General features: G+C 62.7%; 15 protein-coding genes and 1 tRNA gene. 11 read left to right on the top strand and 5 right to left on the bottom strand.

The annotated features are described in order from the left end of the window. Positions 1-27 precede the first annotated feature (27 nt). The gene (locus J0O65_RS05355) at positions 28-1242 is read right to left on the bottom strand and encodes an MFS transporter (protein WP_215404793.1); all 1215 of its coding nucleotides are present in this window, start codon (positions 1240-1242) and stop codon (positions 28-30) included. 114 nt (positions 1243-1356) lie between these two features. Between J0O65_RS05355 and J0O65_RS05360 the strand changes: the two genes are divergently transcribed. Continuing rightward, positions 1357-2316 (top strand): LysR family transcriptional regulator, encoded by a 960-nt coding sequence (locus tag J0O65_RS05360; protein WP_215404795.1) that lies wholly within the window; start codon positions 1357-1359, stop codon positions 2314-2316. 162 nt (positions 2317-2478) lie between these two features. Here the strand turns inward: J0O65_RS05360 and J0O65_RS05365 are convergent, their stop codons facing one another. Then, positions 2479-4746, bottom strand: a complete 2268-nt coding sequence (locus J0O65_RS05365; protein ID WP_215404797.1) for a carboxy terminal-processing peptidase — start codon at positions 4744-4746, stop codon at positions 2479-2481. Positions 4747-5267: 521 nt separating this feature from the next. Between J0O65_RS05365 and J0O65_RS05370 the strand changes: the two genes are divergently transcribed. Both J0O65_RS05370 and J0O65_RS05375 read left to right on the top strand, forming a co-directional pair. Further along, positions 5268-7238 carry a methyl-accepting chemotaxis protein gene (locus J0O65_RS05370; RefSeq protein ID WP_215404799.1) on the top strand — a complete coding sequence of 657 codons (1971 nt, stop codon included), beginning with the start codon at positions 5268-5270 and terminating at the stop codon, positions 7236-7238. A gap of 52 nt (positions 7239-7290) precedes the next feature. Next, positions 7291-7563: a putative signal transducing protein gene (locus J0O65_RS05375; protein ID WP_099667473.1), complete on the top strand. Its 273-nt coding sequence runs from the start codon at positions 7291-7293 to the stop codon at positions 7561-7563. 9 nt (positions 7564-7572) lie between these two features. On the opposite strand, the gene J0O65_RS05380 is transcribed toward J0O65_RS05375, so the two are convergent. Then, positions 7573-8121 carry a thymidine kinase gene (locus tag J0O65_RS05380; protein ID WP_034755172.1) on the bottom strand — a complete coding sequence of 183 codons (549 nt, stop codon included), beginning with the start codon at positions 8119-8121 and terminating at the stop codon, positions 7573-7575. A 290-nt stretch (positions 8122-8411) separates the two neighbouring features. Between J0O65_RS05380 and J0O65_RS05385 the strand changes: the two genes are divergently transcribed. Both J0O65_RS05385 and J0O65_RS05390 read left to right on the top strand, forming a co-directional pair. Then, positions 8412-9803, top strand: a complete 1392-nt coding sequence (locus tag J0O65_RS05385; protein ID WP_502793538.1) for a pyridoxal-phosphate dependent enzyme — start codon at positions 8412-8414, stop codon at positions 9801-9803. Continuing rightward, positions 9800-10981, top strand: a complete 1182-nt coding sequence (locus tag J0O65_RS05390) for a trans-sulfuration enzyme family protein (RefSeq protein WP_215404801.1) — start codon at positions 9800-9802, stop codon at positions 10979-10981. Before J0O65_RS05385 ends, J0O65_RS05390 begins: the two co-directional genes overlap by 4 nt. Before the next feature lie 12 nt (positions 10982-10993). Here the strand turns inward: J0O65_RS05390 and J0O65_RS05395 are convergent, their stop codons facing one another. Then, positions 10994-13195: an acylase gene (locus tag J0O65_RS05395; protein WP_215404802.1), complete on the bottom strand. Its 2202-nt coding sequence runs from the start codon at positions 13193-13195 to the stop codon at positions 10994-10996. A gap of 144 nt (positions 13196-13339) precedes the next feature. Beyond that, positions 13340-14179: a hypothetical protein gene (locus J0O65_RS05400; RefSeq protein WP_215404804.1), complete on the bottom strand. Its 840-nt coding sequence runs from the start codon at positions 14177-14179 to the stop codon at positions 13340-13342. A gap of 112 nt (positions 14180-14291) precedes the next feature. On the opposite strand from J0O65_RS05400, the gene J0O65_RS05405 reads away from it, so the two are divergent. The 6 genes from J0O65_RS05405 to J0O65_RS05430 all read left to right on the top strand — a co-directional run bounded on the left by J0O65_RS05405 (position 14292) and on the right by J0O65_RS05430 (position 19375). Continuing rightward, positions 14292-14738 carry a DUF2939 domain-containing protein gene (locus tag J0O65_RS05405; RefSeq protein ID WP_215404806.1) on the top strand — a complete coding sequence of 149 codons (447 nt, stop codon included), beginning with the start codon at positions 14292-14294 and terminating at the stop codon, positions 14736-14738. A gap of 128 nt (positions 14739-14866) precedes the next feature. Continuing rightward, positions 14867-15367, top strand: coding sequence for a DUF2939 domain-containing protein (locus J0O65_RS05410; protein ID WP_215404808.1), 501 nt, complete (start codon positions 14867-14869; stop codon positions 15365-15367). A gap of 86 nt (positions 15368-15453) precedes the next feature. Continuing rightward, positions 15454-15666, top strand: a complete 213-nt coding sequence (locus tag J0O65_RS05415) for a hypothetical protein (protein WP_215404810.1) — start codon at positions 15454-15456, stop codon at positions 15664-15666. 416 nt (positions 15667-16082) lie between these two features. Next, a complete protein-coding gene (locus J0O65_RS05420) occupies positions 16083-18374 on the top strand; it encodes a TonB-dependent receptor (RefSeq protein WP_215404891.1) in 2292 nt (763 codons plus the stop codon). Positions 18375-18476: 102 nt separating this feature from the next. Then, a tRNA-Leu gene (locus J0O65_RS05425) sits at positions 18477-18560 on the top strand. Between the two features lie 605 nt (positions 18561-19165). Continuing rightward, positions 19166-19375 carry a hypothetical protein gene (locus J0O65_RS05430; protein ID WP_215404812.1) on the top strand — a complete coding sequence of 70 codons (210 nt, stop codon included), beginning with the start codon at positions 19166-19168 and terminating at the stop codon, positions 19373-19375. Positions 19376-19642 lie beyond the last annotated feature (267 nt).

The following is a 19642-nucleotide window of genomic DNA, read 5'->3' on the forward strand; positions in this document are numbered from 1 at the left end:
CAGTGATAATGAGCCGCCATCAGGGTTTCACGCCGTGCGACGCGTGGCTTGCGGCAAAAACTCTCCCAGCCACACCAGCAGGGCCATGCCTGGAAACGCCATGCCGGCCAGCAAGGTTGCTTGCCAGCCGTAGCTGGCATACACCCAGGCGCCGATGGCCGAGCCGGCCGCGCCGCCGGCGAAGAACAGGGCGAAATACAGGCCGTTCAGGCGACCCCGCACTTCCGCGCCCAGGCTGAAGATGGCGCGCTGGCCCAGCACCAGATTCGCCGCCACGCCCATGTCGAGCACGATGGAGGCCACCACCAGCAAGCCCAGCGCCACGTGCTTCGATGTTGGTACGAACATCGGCAAGGCAAACGCGACGATGCCCAGCGCCAGCGCGGCGGCCGTGGCAGGCAAGGTGTGGCCCGCATCGGCCAGGCGGCCGGCGATCGGCGAAGCGACGGCGCCGGCCATGCCCACCAGGGCGAAGATGGCGATGCCCGTTTGCGACAGGCCGAACGCGGGGCTGGCCAGCACCAGCGGCGTGACGGTCCAGAACAGGCTGAAGGCGCCAAACAGGCCTGCGTGATAGGCGGCCCGGCGGCGCAGCACGGGCGTGCCCAGCAGCAAATGCCACAGCGAAGCCATCAAGGCCGGATAGCGCATGCTCGACACCGGCTGGCGCACGGGCAAGGCGCGGCGCAGGACGGCAGCCAGCGCCAGCATCAGCACGGCGGCGCCGCCGAACACCACATGCCAGCTGGCGTGGGCCGCCACCAGCGATGCCACGGGACGGGCCAGCATGATGCCCAGCAACAAGCCGCTGACGACCTTGCCCACCGTTTGCCCCCGCGTCGCTTCCTGCGACAGGTGGGCGGCAAACGGCACGATCACCTGCGCCGCCACGGAGCCAAGGCCGATGGCCAGCGCGGCGGCCAGGAACACGATGGCGCCCGTGGAGAGGGCCGCCACCACCAGGGCCGTGGCCGTCACCAGCAAGGCGGTGACGATCAGGCGGCGGTTTTCCAGCAAGTCGCCCAGGGGCACGACGAACAGCAGGCCCAGGGTATAGCCCACTTGTGTCAGGGTGACGATCAGCCCGGCCGCCTTGGCCGACAGGCCCGTCGAGGCGCTGATGGGCCCGACGAGGGTTTGCGCGTAATACAGGTTGGCCACGATCAGGCCGGAAGCGATGGCCAGCAGCAGCACCATGGCGGGTGCAATGTCGTGGGGAGCGGAAGGTGAGGCCTTGTTCATGTTGTTTCCTCGGTTCGGTAGGGATGCAGCCATTCTAGGCAAAACCGGGCCCAAGATAATTAGGGCATAATCGACCTACACTTTTCACATAATATGAACAATGAAAGCTATCCCATGGACAAGATCAAGGCCATGCAGACCTTCGTGCGCATCGTTGAAGCCAACAGTTTTTCCAAGGCGGCCGAAACCTTGAATTTGCCGCGCGCCGCGCTGACGGCCACCCTGCAAAAGCTGGAAGCCTACCTGGGCACGCAATTGCTGCAGCGAACCACGCGCCGTTTGTCGCTGACGCCGGAAGGGGCCGAGTACTTTCGCGATTGCCTCGACATTTTGAAAGCCGTCGACACGGCGGAACTGGCCTTCCGTGGGCCCGAGGCGAAAAAACCGCGTGGCTTGCTGCGCATCAACCTGCCCAATACGGTAGGCCGGCGCCTCATCATTCCCCATATCGCGCAATTTCACGCCGCCTGGCCGGACGTGCAACTGCAGCTGAGCCTGACGGACCGCCTGGTCGACCTGACGCAGGAAGGCATCGATTGCGCCTTGCGTGTGGGTACCTTGCAAGATTCCGCCTTCATCGGCAAGCAGGTCGGCCTGATGCGCTTCGTCACCTGCGCGTCCCCTGCCTACCTGGCGCGCCACGGCACGCCGCACACCCTGACCGACCTGGCCAGGCACCGGGCTATCATGCATTTTTCAGGGCGCACGGGACGCGCCTTCGATTGGGATTTTCTACAGGGAAGTGAAGTGCTGCGCGTGCAGATGGCCGGCCCCATCGCCGTCAACGACGCCGACGCCAGCGTCGCCTGCGCGCTGCAGGGGCTGGGCCTGGCGCAGGCGGCCATGTACCAGGTGCGCGCCCACCTCGACAGCGGCGCCCTGGTGGCCGTGCTGGCCGATAACCCGCCCACGCCCATGCCCATGTCCCTGCTGATGCCGCAAGGCCGCCTGGCCACGCCCAAGCTGCAGGCGTTCGCCGGCTGGATCACGGCCCTGCTGGCCGCCCAGCCCGACGTACAACTGCCCGCGCACAAAATCCGAGGCAAAAAAAAGCCCGCTGCGAGAGCGGGCTGAATCTATTTTCTTGGAGGAGAATAGAGGAGACAAGTGCATTATGCTGCGTCGCGGCATATCAATCCAATTGATTGTTGGAATGATAGAAATACACCAAACGGATAACTGATGAAAAAAAAAGCCGGCTCCGCAGGGAACCGGCTTTCTGCTGCGTGCACAGCTTTACTTCGCTGCCGTCACCGGCGTGCCCTTGATGTCGGCGCCATAGGGCAAGACCTTGGACGCCATGCGGGTATCGGCCTTGATCAGCGCCACTTCGTCGGCCAGGATGCGCGCCGCCTCGTTCAACAGCACGTCCTTGGCGCTCTTGGCGGCCGTTTCGGCGTCCAGTTCGGCGCTCAGGGCCCGTTCGTCGCCCTGCAAGCCGTCGTCGGTACGCAAGGCGCCCTTCACGGCGGCGATCTGCTTGGCCGTCTTGTTGGCCGCTTTCGCGCCCTTCAGCACGTCTTTCGGATCGGGAATCACCACCAGGTCGTCGGCAGGATTCGCAATCTGCGCGATCAGGCGTTTTTCACGCGCCTTGGCGCGCGCTTCCTGGGCGTCGCGCTCCTTGCGGCGCACGGTTTCATTGAGCGAGATCTGGTTTTCCTTGCGCTGCTTGACGACCAGGGCTATGTCATCGAGCAAGTACTGGAAATCCTTGTCCTTGGCCACGCGCGCCTCATGTTTCTTGTCCAGCAGCGGCACGATGTCCTTCAGGTCGCCCGTCGGCATGTACGGCGCCGGCTTGATGGCCACCCACGGCAAGGCATTGTCATAGCTCGATTCGCCGAAGTTTTCCGCGTCCGACATGGCCGGCAGCTTGATGTCGGGAGTGACGCCGCGCAACTGCGTGGTGCCGCCATTGACGCGGAAGAACTGGGCGATGGTCATTTTCAGCTCGCCGAAACGGGCTTTCTCGCTGCCGCCGAAACGGTCGAGGTTGAACAGGGTCTGCACCGTGCCCTTGCCGAAGCTGCCTTCGCCGATGATGACGCCACGGCCGTAGTCCTGCACGGCGGCGGCGAAGATTTCAGAGGCGGAAGCCGAGCCGCGGTTGATCAGCACGCCCATCGGGCCATCCCAGGCCAGGCCGGCATTCGTATCGCTTTCCACTTCGACCTTGCCTTCGGCATTGCGCTGCATCACGACAGGTCCCTTGTCGATGAACAGGCCCGTCAGTTCGACGGCTTCGTTCAGCGAACCGCCGCCGTTGTTGCGCAAGTCGATCAGGACGTTGTCGACCTTGTCCTTCTTCAACTCGGCCAGCAAGCGGCTGACGTCGCGCGTGGCGCTCTTGAAGTCCTTGTCGCCGCGGCGGCGCGCTTCGAAGTCCTGGTAGAACGTCGGCAGGGAAATGACGCCGATGCGGCGCTTGACGCCGTTGTCGCGCACTTCGATGATCGATTTCTTCGCCGCCTGCTCTTCCATGCTGATTTTCTTGCGCACCAGCGGCAAGACCACGTGCTTGGCGTCGGGGCCGGCGTCGGCCGGCAGGATGTCGAGGCGCACCACGGAATCCTTGGCGCCGCGGATCAGCTGCACCACGTCGTCGATGCGCATGCCCAGCACTTCGGTGATGGGGCCGCTTTCGCCCTGCCCCACGCCGACGATGCGATCGCCCACTTTCAGCTTGCCCGACAAGCCGGCCGGGCTGCCCGGCACGACTTCGCGCACCACCGTATATTCGTCGCGCGTCTGCAGCACGGCGCCGATGCCTTCAAGCGACAGCCGCATGGCGATGTCGAAGTTATCCGAGGCGCGCGGGCCCAGGTAATTGGTATGCGGCTCGATCGACATGGCGTACGCGTTCATGAAGATCTGGAACACGTCTTCGCTGTTGAGCTTGCGCGCGCGGGTCGTGTAGCCTTCATAGCGCTTGTCCAGCGTCTCGCGGATGGCCTTGTCTTCCTTGCCCGCCAGCTTCAGGCGCAGCCAGTCGTTCTTGACGCGCTTGCGCCACAGGTCGCGCACTTCCTCGTCGTTCTTCGGCCAGGCGGCTTTTTCGCGGTCGAGCTGGTAGCTCTCGTCGGCCGTGAAGTCGAATTTGGTTTTCAGCAATTCACGCGCATACGCCATGCGCTCGTCGAAACGTTGCTGGTACAGGTTGTAGATGGCAAACGGCGCCGTCAGGTCTTCATTGATGATGGCGTCATCGAGCTTGGTGCGCAGCGGCGCGAAACGGTCGACGTCGGCCTGCACGAAAAACAGTTTTTCCGCGTCCAGGGACTTGAAGTAACGGTCGAAGATCTTCTCCGACATGGCGTCGTCGAGCGGCATGGCCTTGTAATGGACGCGCGTCAATACGCGCGATGCCCACAAGGCGGCCTGCGTTTGCTGGGCCAGCGGCTTCATGGGGGGCGGAGGAGCGGCGCTCTTGTCCGTCTGGGCTGCGCCAGCGTGTGCTGACAGGGCAAGCACCAGGGTGACCAGCATCATTTGCTTCTTCATCGGCTTCTCCGAAAATTAGTTGAATCAATTCCAGGCGGCGCAGGGAGGCATGCGCCAGCCAGCAAGACAGTAAGGGGGATACACGACTGGTCTGCATATTATTCTACAGGATACGGCCTGGCAGTCTCCCATGGAATATCAGTTTCTTCCTGGAAGCTTAAACGCGGATTAAAGGCGGCGTCTCATTCATTACAAAGTGAAACATTCGTGAGAAAAATCGCATCTTCCGCCAGCGATGGAGTTCAGCATGTGCCATTGAAATCAAAAAAGTCAATGACCCATTCTTGAAAATCTTGATGTGGATGATGTTTTTACGCGAAAAAAATGATTCCTGCGGGAAACACTTAGTAACAAAACGCAAGCAACATGCTATCATCGCGCCCTGAAATCCAGCTTGCCTGTGCGCGGCCCGCAAGCCGGCGCGCCTCCGTTTCAACAGCATTCCCCACCAGATCCCCTCCCCGCGTGTCATGTCATGACCAGGAATGGCCGAGCTGATTACCCTTTGCCAGACTCACACTATGCCTACAAAATCGTTCTCCCCCCGCCACTGTAGTGTCGGCGGCAAGATCACCATTTTCACCTTTGCCCTGGTCAGTCTGATCCTCGCCAGCCTGACGGCCTTGACCAGCATCCGCACCTCAAACGCGCTGGAACAGCGCGCCGAAGCGGCCGTCACCAGCGAACTCAATAGCGTCATGACGACCACGGAAGTGTTTCATACGGCCATGGTCAACGAGGCGGCCAGCTTTGCGCGCCTGTTCGCGGCCGAGTTTCCCGGCCCGTTCACGGTCGATGCGGGCGCCATGGTGGCCGTCGCCGGCAAGGCCACGCCCGCCCTGGCCAACGGTGGCAAGGTGCTCAACCTCGACACGAGCGTGGTCGACCGCTACACGGCGCAGACGGGCGTGATCGCCACCATCTTCGCCGCCAACGGCGATGAATTCGTGCGCATCAGCACCTCGCTGAAAAAGCAGGATGGCGAACGGGCCATCGGCACCCAGCTCGACCACAACCACCCCAGCTATGCGCCGCTGCGCGCCGGCCAGCGCTTCGTCGGCATGGCAACCCTGTTTGGCAAGCAATACATCACCCAGTACGACCCCGTGCGCGATGCGGGCGGCAAGGTGGTGGGCGTGCTGTTCATCGGCCTGGACATCAGCAAGAATCTGGCCATGTTGAAAGAGAAGATTCGCCAGGTCAAGATCGGCCAGACGGGCTATATCTATATCGTCGACACGGCGCCCGGCGCCAACTACGGCCACCTGGTGCTGCACCCGAACAGCGAAGGCAAGAGCGCGCTCGACTTCAAGGCCAGCGACGGCCGTTTGTTCATCCAGGACATGCTGGCGCAAAAAAACGGCGCCATGCGCTACACGTGGACGGCGCCCGGCGAAACGGCTGGCCTCGCGCGCGAAAAGCAGCTGTATTACCGTCAGTTCAAGGATTGGCAATGGATCATCGCGGGCGGCACGTTCACGGACGAGATCACCCTGGAAGCGCGCCAGATGCGCAACCAGCTGGCCATTTCCGGCTTCATCGCCCTGCTCGTCTTCACCCTGCTGCTGTACTGGCTGGTGCGCGCGCTCGTCTCGCGCCCGCTGGCCGCCGCCGAGACGGCCGCCGCGCAAATCGCCGCCGGCGACCTGACGGTGCACCTCGATACCAGCAGCCTGGACGAAATCGGCCGCCTGCTGCTTGCCATGAACCGCATCAGCGACAAGCTGTCGCACGTGGTCGGCAATGTGCGCGACAGCGCCGGGCAGATCGCCACGGCGTCCGGCGAGATCGCCAGCGGCAACCTGGATCTGTCGAGCCGCACGGAGCAGCAAGCCAGTTCGCTGGAAGAGACGGCCGCCTCGATGGAAGAACTGAGTTCCACCGTGCGCCAGAACGTCGACCATGCGCAGCAGGCAAGCCGGCTGGCGCGCGATTCGTCCAGCCTGGCAGCCGAAGGCGGCGCGGCCGTGGCGCAGGTGGCCAGCACCATGGACGCCATCCGCAGTTCCTCCGGCAAGATCGCCGACATCATCGGCGTCATCGATGGCATCGCCTTCCAGACGAATATCCTGGCCTTGAACGCGGCCGTGGAAGCGGCCCGCGCCGGCGAACAGGGACGCGGCTTTGCCGTCGTCGCCACCGAGGTGCGCACCCTGGCGCAGCGCTCGACGGCCGCGGCGAAAGACATCAAGGACTTGATCCAGGCGTCGGCCGGCACGGTGGACCTGGGCCATGCGCAAGTGAGCCAGGCCAGCGCCACCATGGACACGGTGGTGGCCAGCGTGCGGCAAGTGAGCAGCATCATGGCCGAGATCGCCCAGGCGAGCGAAGAACAGCGCAGCGGCATCGAGCAAGTCAATCAGGCCATCGCCCAGATGGACCAGGTGACCCAGCAGAACGCGGCCCTGGTGGAAGAAGCGGCCGCGGCGGCCGACGCCCTGCAGGAGCAGGCGCAGGAACTGAACCAGGTGGTGGGCGTGTTCAAGCTGTAAGGACCAGCCGGGTGCTAAGATGACGTAATATTCACCGCGCCAGGAGGCACCCATGCACGACGACTACGTTTTGATCGCCCGGCTGATGATCCCCACGGATGCGCACGTCATCCGCGGCTGCCTCGCGGCCGCCGGCATCGACGTGCTGCTGACGGACGACCAGCACATGCAGGCCGACATGCTGCTGGCGGCCGCCATCGGCGGCGCCCGCGTGATGGTGCGCGAGCACGACGTGGCGCGCGCGAATGACATCCTGGCCGCCTTCGAGCGGGGCGACCTGGCGCTGGCGGATGATGCCGACGTAGGCGCGCCCGTCGCCGAATAACGAACAAGCTTACGAGTAGAAACAGCGCCCGCACGCCTGGCGGTAACTCTCGTTGCCGCCAATACTGATCTGCTCGCCTTCCTTGATGCGGCGTCCCTGCTCATCCACGCGGATGTTCATCGTGGCCTTCTTGCCGCAGGTACAGATATTCTTCAATTCCTCGATATCGTCGGCCAGCGCCAGCAGATAGGCCGAGCCGGGGAACGGTTCGCCCTTGAAATCCGTGCGCAAGCCGTAGCAGATGACGGGCACGCCCTTCACTTGCGCCAGCTGGTGCAGTTGCTGCACCTGGGCCGTGCTGAGAAATTGCGCCTCGTCCACCAGCAGGCAGGCGACCTGGGGAATATCGTCGAGGAAATTCGTGTCGGCGTGGAAGATATCGACCTGGCGCTGCGGGCCCAGGCGCGAAGTGACCCTTCCCACGCCATAGCGGCTGTCGATGGCGGCCGTGTACAGGCGCACCTGCTGGCCCTGCTCTTCATAGTTGTGCGCGACCTGCAACAAGGCCGTCGACTTGCCCGCGTTCATTGCGGAATACCGGAAATAAAGTTTTGCCACTGCCGCCTGCCCTGTCTGAGTAATTTCAATACTATTTAGTATCTTTTCGAGGCGTGATTATAAATCGCAATGGCCAGCTTGCGGCAGCTTAATCCATGCGCCCATGCCGAGGCAAAGCGCGGAAAAACGGTGCATACTGGGAGGATGCAGATCGCCAGGCATATGCGAAAGCCGCATATGCAAGCATGCAAACATTCGTTCGCCGCCCCCGTCCACCCGCCTACACTGCGCGGCACGGAAGGCGGCTCGGGACATAATCCGGAGCGGCTGTTTCTCTGACAGGAGCCACCATGAATGATCGAATGCCATCCCCATCCCGGCCGCCAGCGCTATACAGGCTGATCGGCAATACCCCGCTGGTCGAAGTGACCCGGCTCGACACGGGCCTGTGCCAGCTGTTCCTGAAACTGGAATCGCAAAATCCCGGCGGTTCCATCAAGGACCGCATCGGCCTGTCCATCATCGAAGCGGCCGAAGCCGACGGCCGTTTGCAGCCGGGCGGCACCATCGTCGAGGCGACGGCCGGCAACACCGGCATCGGCCTGGCCCTGGTCGGCCGCATCAAGGGCTACCGCGTGATTCTCGTCGTGCCCGACAAGATGTCGACGGAAAAAGTGCTGCATTTGAAGGCCCTGGGCGCGGAAGTACACACCACGCGCTCGGACGTGGGCAAGGGCCATCCCGAGTACTACCAGGATTACGCGGCGCGCCTGGCGCGCGACCTGCCGGGCGCCTTCTTCGCCGACCAGTTCAACAATCCCGCCAATCCGCTGGCCCACGAAACGACGACGGCGCCCGAAATCTGGGAGCAGAGCGGCCATGACGTGGACGCCATCGTCGTCGGCGTCGGCTCGTCCGGCACCCTGACGGGCCTGACGCGCTACTTCCGCAAGGCGCAGCCGAATCTCGAATTCGTGCTGGCCGACCCGCAAGGCTCCATCCTCACCGAATACATCGAATCAGGGAAAGTATCGGACACCAGCGGCTCGTGGGCCGTGGAAGGCATCGGCGAAGATTTCATCCCGGCTATCGCCGACATGGGCAGCGTCACCCAGGCCTACACCATCAGCGACCAGGAGAGTTTTGATTCCGCGCGCGCCCTGCTGCGCGCCGAAGGCATCCTCGGCGGTTCGTCCACCGGCACCCTGCTGGCCGCCGCCCTCAAATACTGCCGCGAACAGACTAGCCCGAAGCGCGTCGTCACGTTCGTCTGCGACACGGGCACGCGCTACCTGTCGAAGGTCTACAACGACGGCTGGATGCGCGACCAGGGCCTGCTGCAGCGGGCGCCGTCGGGGGACTTGCGCGACCTGATCGGGCGCCGCTACGACGAGGGCGACGTCGTCAGCGTGGCGCCGGGCGACACCCTGCTGACGGCATTCAACCGCATGCGCGCCAGCGACCTGGCCCAGCTGCCCGTCATCGACGGCGGCCGGCTGGTCGGCATCATCGACGAGTCGGACCTGCTGCTGCACGTATCAAGCGACGCCGCGCATTTCGCGGGTCTGGTGGGCGCCACCATGACGACGCAGATCGAAACCCTGGCGCCATCGAGCGGCCTGCCCGCCCTGCGCGCCACCCTGGACCGGGGCTTGACGGCCGTCGTCGCCGACGCTGACGCCTTCTATGGCTTGATCACCCGCTTCGACCTTCTCAACCACTTACGCAGGACACTATCTTGAGCCAGCACATTCCCCGCAAGAGCCGCCTCGCCACCCGCGTCATCCACGCCGGCCAGTCGCCCGACCCCTCGACGGGCGCCATCATGCCGCCCATTTACGCCACCTCCACCTTCGTGCAGGACAGCCCCGGCGTGCACAAGGGGCTCGATTACGGCCGCTCGCACAATCCCACGCGCTGGGCGCTCGAGCGCTGCGTGGCCGACCTGGAAGGCGGCAGCGCGGCCTTCGCATTCGCCTCGGGCCTGGCCGCCATCTCGTCCGTGCTGGAATTGCTGGACGCGGGCAGCCACATCGTCGCCGGCGACGACATGTACGGCGGCACCTACCGCTTATTCGAGCGCGTGCGGCGGCGCTCGGCCGGGCACGAATTTAGCTATGTCGATCTGACCAATCCCGAGAACCTGCTGGCCGCGCTGCGTCCGGAAACGAAGATGGTGTGGGTGGAGACGCCGACCAACCCGATGCTGAAACTGGCCGACCTGCGGGCGATTGCCGACATCTGCCGCGCGCGCGGCATCATCGCCGTGGCGGACAACACGTTTGCCAGCCCGCTGGTGCAGCGCCCCCTGGAACAGGGTTTCGACATCGTCGTGCACTCGACCACCAAGTACCTGAACGGCCACTCGGACATCATCGGCGGCATCGCCATCGTCGGCGCGGAAGAGCGCCAGGCGGAATGGCGCGCGCAGCTGGGCTTTTTGCAAAATTCCGTGGGCGCGATCGCCGGGCCGTTCGACAGTTTCCTGGCCCTGCGCGGCGTGAAAACCCTGGCCATCCGCATGCAGCGCCATTGCGAAAGCGCCCTGGCGCTGGCGCAGTGGCTGGAGCAGCAAAAGGAAGTGCGCAAGGTCTTTTATCCGGGCCTGGCATCGCACCCGCAGCACGCGCTGGCGCGGCGCCAGATGGACGGTTTCGGCGGTATCATCTCGATCGACCTCGATACGGACCTGGCGGGCGCGCGGCGCTTCCTCGAACGCTGCGAGGTGTTCGCCCTGGCCGAAAGCCTGGGCGGCGTGGAAAGCCTGATCGAACACCCGGCCCTGATGACGCACGCCAGCATCCCGGCCGGGCAGCGGGCCAAACTGGGCATCGGCGACGGCTTGATCCGGCTGTCGGTGGGGATCGAGGATATCGAGGATTTGCGCCATGATCTGCGCATGGCGCTCGACGCGATTTGATACGCCCGGCGGCTATTTTCCGGGGTGGTATCTGCGCGCCAGGTGCTTCGCCACGTCCTCGGGATAAAACAGCACGTCCTTGAATTCGCCGCGCGCATACATGGCCGCCTGGTCCCGGAAGTGCGGCGATGCCGGGTCGCCGCTCTGGCCACCCGCGAGGATGCTTTTCGCCCTGATGCGGGGGCCGAATTCCACGGCCGCCACAAAGCTGTTGCCGCGCTCGCCGTAGATCCTGCGCGTGGTGCTCTTGCTGCTCTGTCCATACGCGGCCAGCGCGCCCCAGTTGCCCGAGGCGTAAGGCACGGGCAAGCTGGGCTGCGCATCGTCGAACGGCTGAACCATATCTCCCGTCAGGCGCTGGAAGCGGTTGATCTCGCCCCACGGCGTTTGCCAGTGGCCAAAATCGCGCTGTAGCTTGTCCGCCGCCGTCGTCAGGGCCGCCAGCCGCTGCGCCGCCGTGACCTTGTCCGTCGCCAGAAAATCGACCACGGGCACGCCCTGCTCGCGCGCCTGTTTTCCAACCACTTCGGCCAGTTCCTGGCCCCAGAACACGGCCAGCGATGTCGCCGTCGACGTGAGCGAATAGCGCCAGTCCCAGGAGCGCAGCAAGGCCACCTTGTCGGCCAGCGCCAGCTTGCGCGCGTCGCCCGCCGGCAGCGCATCGTACGCCGCGAACAGCGGCGGCAGCAGCGCCTCGAAGGCCGTCAGCTCGCTGTCGTAGGACGCGGCGATCAGTTTGTCGAGCGTGAAATCCTTCTGGTTCTGGAAGACCTTGACGGCGTGCAGGCCGCGCGCGTTTTCGCCGTACACGGACATGTAGGCGGGATAGTCCTGCTGGCGCGGGCTGTTGGCGCCGGCCGCCGAATACGGCCAGTTGTTCGTATTCTGTATCCAGCCATTTTTCGGATTGAACAGGGTGATGGTTTGCGCCACCGTATGCAGCCCTTGCCATTCCGTGGCCGGGTCGCTGCCGTCGACGGGCTGCTTCCAGTTGAAGCGCGGATCGCGCACGGGGATGAAATTGCCGTGAAAGTAGGCGATGTTACCGTCCGCATCCGCATACACGGTGTTGTTCGAGGAATTCGTGCGCAGTTCCATGGTCTTGTAAAAGGCCGCGTAATCGCGCGCCTTGGTGCGCGTGTACGACTGCATGAGCGCCTTCAACGGTTCATGCATCAGGCGCACGGCCACCCAGCGTCCATCCTGCGCGCGCACGATGGGGCCGTGGTGGCTGTAGTAGACGGTGATGGTTTTCGATCCCATGGCGCCGTCGGCCAGTTTATATGGCAAGGTGACGGGCACGGCTTTCAAGGGACGCAAGCCGCCGTCATAGCGGTAGCACCATGCGCCATCCTTGTCGACGATGCTTTCCAGGTATTCGTCGATGACGTCGCCGCCGCCCGAGGTATGCATCCAGCCCAGGCGGTCGTTAAAACCCTGGTAGACGAAGAACTGGCCCCAGGTGACGGCGCCATACGCGTTCAAGCCTTCGCCGCTGGTGACCTGCACTTCAGGGCGGAAGTAGAACGAGGTGTGCGGGTTGATCATCAGCAGCGCATGGCCATTTTTCGTGATCGCGGGCGCGATGGCGAAACCGTTCGAGCCGCTGGGCTCCGGGTCCAGGCCCGTCTCCACGCTGGCCAGCGCCACAGCCACGGTTTGCTGGCCGTAAAACGCTTCGAGTTGCGCCAGGTTGATCGATTCGATATCGCCGCCGATGCTGCCCTCGCTGAAGCTGAGGGCCATCCACGGCTCGAAATGCGTGATCAGCTTTGGTTTCACCTGCGGATGCGTGACCAGGTAAAAATTCAGGCCGTCGGCAAACGCATCCATCAGCTTGCGCAGCCACGCCGGGCTGGCGCGGTACTGCGCCTGCAACTCCTGCGGGTCGATGAAAAGCTTCATGCGCAGGTCGCGGTACAGCTCCCGTTCGCCCTCCACTTCCGCCAGCCGTCCCATGGCGTTGATGTAATTGCGTTCCACGCGGGGGAAATCGTCTTCCGCCTGCGCATACATCAGGCCAAAGACGGCATCCGCATCGCTCTTGCCCGTCACATGGGGAATGCCCCACGTATCGCGCGCGATGCTGACGTTGGCGGCCTGCGCCCGCCAGCGGGACATGTCCGTGACAGAAACAGCGGGCGCGGCCAGCACGGGAGGGACGGCGACGGCGCCGCAGGCGATGGCGGCAAACAAAGCACTGCGATGTGGCATGTACGGCTCCCCAAATACATTCACGGCACCTGACAAAACCGTAGCGAGCGGCGATGATTTGTGGCTAAGAAGCGCAACCGTGCTAGAGCACGGTGAGCATCGCAGGCCGCAAAGCGCGACGCGCAGTAGGTTTGGTCAGGCGCCTTACGACGCGTCGATCAAGGCTGCTATGCGCTGGTTGAGTTCCACATTTTCAGCCTGCAGCTGCGCCACCTTCTGTTTCAGGCTGGCGATCTCGCCGCGCAGGCGTTCCGCTTCCGACGGCGCCTGGGCCGCGTTGTCCGCCCACGGTTCGTTGCCCGTTTCCGGCGTATCCTGCGACACGTGGGGCGCCTTCGGTTCGCGCGGCGTGCGCGTGGCAGCGCGCTGTTCGCGGATTTCCTTGGCCGCCTGGCGCAGCAGTTTTTTGCCGCCGGCGACGGCCGCCACCTGCTCTTCCGGCGGCAGGGACGCCACGGTGGCCGCCGCGTTGATGGAGATCGTGCCCGAGCGGACGGCTTGCACCAATTCCGGCGACGCGGCCTTCTGGATCTTCTCGATCTGGCTGATCTGGTTGCTGCTCAATCTCGCCGCCTTGGCCACCTCTTCGCGCGTGCTCATGGGGGGCTTCGGCGCGTTTTCGCCTTCCGGCGCATCCTGGGCGCTGACGGGCGCGGGACTGCGCGCGGCGACGATTTCCTTCTTGCGCAGGGCCAGCACGCCGCGCTGGAAGTCCGACACGCTGCGGCGCGCCAGGTGATTGTCGATCATCCACAGCATGACGTCGTCGAGCGAGGTAAAGCTGGTGTTCTGGATGGTCTTGAATTCGATGCCGTGCTGGCGGCAGATGGCGTAGCGGTTATGCCCGTCGATCAGCACGTCGTTCCACAGCACCAGCGCGTCGCGGCAGCCTTCGGCCAGCAGGCTGCGTTCGAGCGCCGCGTATTCGCTGGCGGTGAGCGGATCGATATACGACTGCAGCACCTGATTGATAGTGATATTCATGGTTGTCCTCAATATTGCGGCGCGATGGTCCGCGCCGGCACGAATGCTACACCATCCGCCACCCGTGGCCGGGTAAAATCACGGCGGCATAGCTCATACAAAAACACGGACCATGAAAAGAAAGTACGCCACCGCGATCATTTTTGCCGTTGCCGCCATCGGCTTCACCTGGGTCAGCCCCTATATCGCCATGTACCGCATCAGCATCGCGGCGAAATCCGTGCGCCTGGAAACCCTGGCGCAACAGGCCGACCTGCCCGCCATACGCGCCAGCGTGACGCGCCAGCTGCGGGCGGCCGGCGAAACGGCCAACGAGGACGATTTCAAGGAAATGCTCGACACCATCGTCTCGCCGCCCGGCATCACGGTGCTGATCCTGCACGGCAAGCAGGGGGCGGACGGCAAGCGCCACGACTTCGGCATGGCATACCGCTCGTGGAACGAAGTGGTGCTGCGGCGCAGTGGGGCCGGCCCCGCCGCCAGCCAGTTTTTGCTGCGCCGCCATGGCATCTGGGACTGGAAACTGACGGACATCACCTTGCCGCCAGAATTACTCTGACGAAACTTGATCTAAAACAACACTTACCTAAACCGCTATATTGATTTTGAGAAATATTATGTAGAATGCCAGCACTTCAGGCGCACCGGATCGCCAGGCATCCGAGAGATTGCACGATGAAAAGAATGATGCTTCTCGCTGTAGTGGCACTGGTCGCGCTGGCCGGCGTCTTCTATGGCAGCCCGTATTTCACCATGAACAAGATCCGCGCGGCGACCATGGACGAGGATAGCCAGGCGCTGGCTGCGCAGATCGACCTGGCCCAGCTGCGCGGCAGCCTCGGGCAGCAACTGCACACCCTGTTCTCGGCGCCGGAAGTGGCCGACGACATCAGTCCCGACGTCATCGATCCTTTGCTCGATACCATGCTGATGCCCGAAGGCATCGTCGCCTTGATGAAGCTCAATGACCGCTACGAAAATCCGGTCGCCAAGGTCAGCGACATCAGCGGCCGCAAGCGCAACACCAAGCCCGACTACAAACTGCGCTACACCTCCTGGAACAGCGTCGTGGTGCAGCGCGCCCACAGCAAAAGCCACATCGGCGAACTGACCCTGACGCGCGACGGCCTGTGGCACTGGAAACTGGTGTCGGTGGCCCTGCCAAAGAATCTGCTGGCCGACGCCTAAGGCGCCCGCCCTTCGTGTCGTCAATCCAGCGGCTATCCGACACCGTACACTGCTATCATCGGGTTTTGATTTCCATCGGAGGCAACATGTCAGACTTGGTACAACACGCCTTGAACCACGCGGGCAAACCGGCCACCACGCCCTGGGTGGTGACCCTGGTCAGCGGTGAAAAACTCACCGGCCCCATTTCCCCGCTCAGTGACGGCTGCTACGCCATCGGCCTGGGACAAATCAAGTATTTTTCCAGCGACAAGGTCGCCTGCCTGAATGTCTCGGGCGCGGGCGCATTTCCCATTTGAACACCTTGGCAACGATCATACGCACAGGGGATAGCCGCAGGTAGAGCCGCCCCTGTCGCGCAGCAACAACACGCCCCCTTCCGAAAAAAATCCGCGACAGCTGTTGTATTTCCAGTGCCCGCAAGCGGCGAGCACGGCAACCGCCATCGCTCTTTTTGCGCTCCCGCAGGAAACCCCATCGCCATGCGCGGCCACTTTTGCGCTCGCACAAGCCTGCCGGCACTCCACTATGCACCCGTCGGATATTGACGACAAATACGATTTTATTCACGTATTCAGTCGAAACGGATATGAATAGCCATTGCTGGAAAATGGCATGAATACCAAAACTTTCCGTGCTAGCATGATTTTTCGTTCAGCTGGCCAGCGCCAGCCTGCATGCCTCAACAACCTCGACCGACAGGAGCCGTTACATGATGACACCGCATGCCAGCACAGTACGCCACACCCTGATTGCCCTGGCAATCACCGCCGCCTTTCCTCTGCAGGCGATGGCGCAAGTCCAGGACAGCGTCCCGGCGCCTGCCGCCGTCGCCCCTGCCGCTGCGGCGGCGCAGGCCGGTCCTGGCCAGCTGGAAACGGTGATCGTGACGGCGCAGCGGCGCGCGGAAAACATCAAGGACGTGCCCATGTCCATCGCCACCCTGAAAGGCGACAAGCTCGACACCCTGACGGCCGGCGGCGCCGACATCCGCTTCCTCAACAGCCGCTCGCCCAGCGTGTCCGTCGAATCCGATTACGGCCGCACCTTCCCCCGCTTTTACATTCGCGGCCTGGGCAATACCGACTTCGACCTGAACGCCTCGCAGCCCGTGGGCCTGGTGATGGACGACGTGGTGCAGGAAAACGCCATGCTGAAGGGTTTTCCCGTGTTCGACGTGGACCAGGTCGAGGTGCTGCGCGGCCCGCAAGGCACGCTGTTCGGACGCAACTCGCCGGCCGGCGTGATCAAGTTCGATTCCGCCAAGCCCGTCTTCAAGACGGAAGGCTACCTGAGCGGCGGCTTCGGCAAGGATGGCATGAAGAACCTGGAAGGCGCCTACAACGTGCCCGTCAGCGACACGGTGGCCCTGCGCTTCTCCGGCCAGACGCAGCGCCGCGACGACCGCGTGCACAATCCGCGCCCCACCGGCACGCGCGACTTCGAAGGCTATGAAGACAGCGCCGCCCGGCTGCAGGTGCTGGTCAAGCCCACGCGCGACTTCAGCGCCCTGTTCAATGTGCACGCGCGCAACCTCGACGGCACGGCCACCTTGTTCCGCGCCAACATCCTGAAACAGGGCACGAATGACCTGGTCGACAATTTCGATTACGGCTCCTACCCGACCGACGGCATCAACCGCCAGCACCTGAAAACCAAGGGCGGCAGCATGCGCCTGAAATGGGACTTGCCCGGCATCACCCTGCATTCGATCACCGGCTACGAAAAACTCGATTTCTTCAGCCGCGCCGACGTCGATGGCGGCTATGGCGCCGTGTACGCCCCGCCGATGGGCCCGGGCTTCATCCCCTTCGTCGTGGAAACGGCCGACGTGATCCCCAACCACAAGCAGATTTCGCAGGAATTCCGCGCCGAATCGAGCGCCAAGGGGCCCCTGCAATGGATCGCCGGCCTGTTCTATTTCAAGGAAGATATCCAGATCGACAGCATCAGCTTTGACAGCCTGGCGCCCGGCAATCCACAGAACAGCGCCTACGCCACGCAAAACCAGAGCTCGAAATCGTATGCGGCCTTCGGCTCGCTCAACTACACGGTCTCGGACGCGCTGAAACTGCGCGCCGGCCTGCGCTACACGAGCGACAAGAAGGATTTCTCGGCCAAGCGCGTGGAAGCGACCACGGCCGGCCCCTTCAACCTGAACGACACCTCGCACAACATCAGCTGGGACCTGAGCGGCACCTACGTGCTCACGCCGGCAACCAATGCCTACGCGCGCATCGCCACCGGCTACCGCGCGCCATCGATGCAGGGGCGCCTGAACGGCCTGGCCGACCGCCCCTCGTTTGCCGGCGCCGAAAAGGCGCTGTCCATCGAGGCCGGCATCAAGCAGGACCTGTTCGACAAGCGCGCGCGCCTGAGCCTGGCCGTGTTCCAGTACCGCGTCAAGGACAAGCAGCTGACGGCCGGCAGCGGCGCCGTCAACATGAACCAGCTGATCAATGCCGACAAGGCCACGGGCCGTGGCGTGGAGCTCGATTTCCAGGCGAACCTCAGCGACTCGCTCAGCATGACCCTGGGCGGCAGCTACAACCACACGGAAATCCAGGACAAGAAGCTGTTCGTGCAAAGCTGCGGCAACGCGCAAAACAACCCGGCCAGCGGCTGCACCGTCACCGACCCGCTGGGCCCGTTCAAGGGCACGGCCTACATCGACGGCAACCCGCTGCCGCGCGCCCCGGAATGGCAAACCAACTTCACCCTGAAATACAGCATCCCCGTCGCCAATGGCGAGTTCTACGCCTACACGGACTGGGCCTACCGCACCAGCTACAACTTTTTCCTGTATGAAGCGAAGGAATACAAGGCCAAGGAACTGCTCGAAGGCGGCTTGCGCGTCGGCTACAAATGGGACCGCTATGAGCTCTCCGCGTACGGACGCAACATCACCAACCAGATCCAGTCGCTGGGCGCCATCGATTTCGACAACCTGACCGGCATCGTCAACGAACCGCGCACGTATGGGGTGCAGTTCAAGGCGACGTTTTAAGGGTGGGTAGATAAAACCATGCTGTCCGGCACACGCTGGACAGCGTGGCTCAGGCACAAGATGGCATTATGGGCATCACCTGTGCTAGAATCTCGCCGCGCTGCCCGGATGGTGAAACTGGTAGACACTGGAGACTTAAAATCTCCCGCCTGTAAGGGCGTGCCGGTTCGATTCCGGCTCCGGGCACTCAGAACAAAAAACGCATAGTGGTACAAAACCCGCTTTCTCTATTTTCATAGGGGAAAGCGGTTTTTTTTCGTCTGTAGAAAAAGCAAAATGCGGCATAGGGCACCGAAATGCTGCTACCATTTGCCAAAATTCACCAATGGATTTACCAAATAGCAACTCCGATCAAGGATGGCAAGATTTGGCACATCGCCTCATGGTCAAGGGAAAGCCGCAAAGCCGGGGTCTGAAATTTGAACACGATCTAAGTTTTGAAATGGTGTCGTGACATTCGCCCTACTTTAAAGCACGAACTGTTAAGCTTTTGTCGGATTGTCAGCCCCTCGCTCGCCTCGCTAATGGGGCTTTCATGCATCAAGCAAAAACTGTACCTACTTAACTACCTACGCCTCGGCATCCCTACAAAAAGGTCTTTACTGACCAAACCAGCTACGCTGATGTGACAATGTGTGACTCTTCTCATCCGACAATTTGTTAGTCTCATCCGCAGAGATCTCTTTTACCTAAAACCGAAACTACTCAAATACTGTTGTGTGCGTAGTTGATTGGGGCAGCAACTACACATCCCATTGCCCCCCGCTTCAACATCACCATTGGAGATTGAAATGAGAATTAAGCCATCCCACATCGCTGCCGCGCTGGCTCTCATGTCAGCACTCGGTATTGCATATGCCGCACAGTTCTGGCTGGCCTATTGCACTACCGAGAAAAAGGAACTCGGCTCCTGGACCAGTGAAGAAAAAGTTGCAAATATCAACATGGATTATCACCTAAGAAACAACCCAAACCACAGCGTCTACGTCAAGAGCAAGTAGCCGAACGTACAGCAGAATTCGTTGGCTAACTTTGCCATTAAATAAACGGCACTTACAGGCGCGAGGGTCAGGTCTGCCATTCGGACACGGGCTGATGCGTTCAGGCGCGAGGGTCAGGTCTGCCATTCGGACACGGGCTGATGCGTTGGGTGCTGTAGAAGCTGGCTCAGTTGAATACCTAATTAGTACCACTAACGCGCGCCCTCGGCGCGCGGGGCTGCCGCGCAGCGGCAGCAGGTGGAGGATTCGGGGCGGGCCGGGCCGGTA

Source organism: Janthinobacterium sp. JC611, from assembly GCF_018682595.1.
Lineage (GTDB): Bacteria > Pseudomonadota > Gammaproteobacteria > Burkholderiales > Burkholderiaceae_D > Janthinobacterium.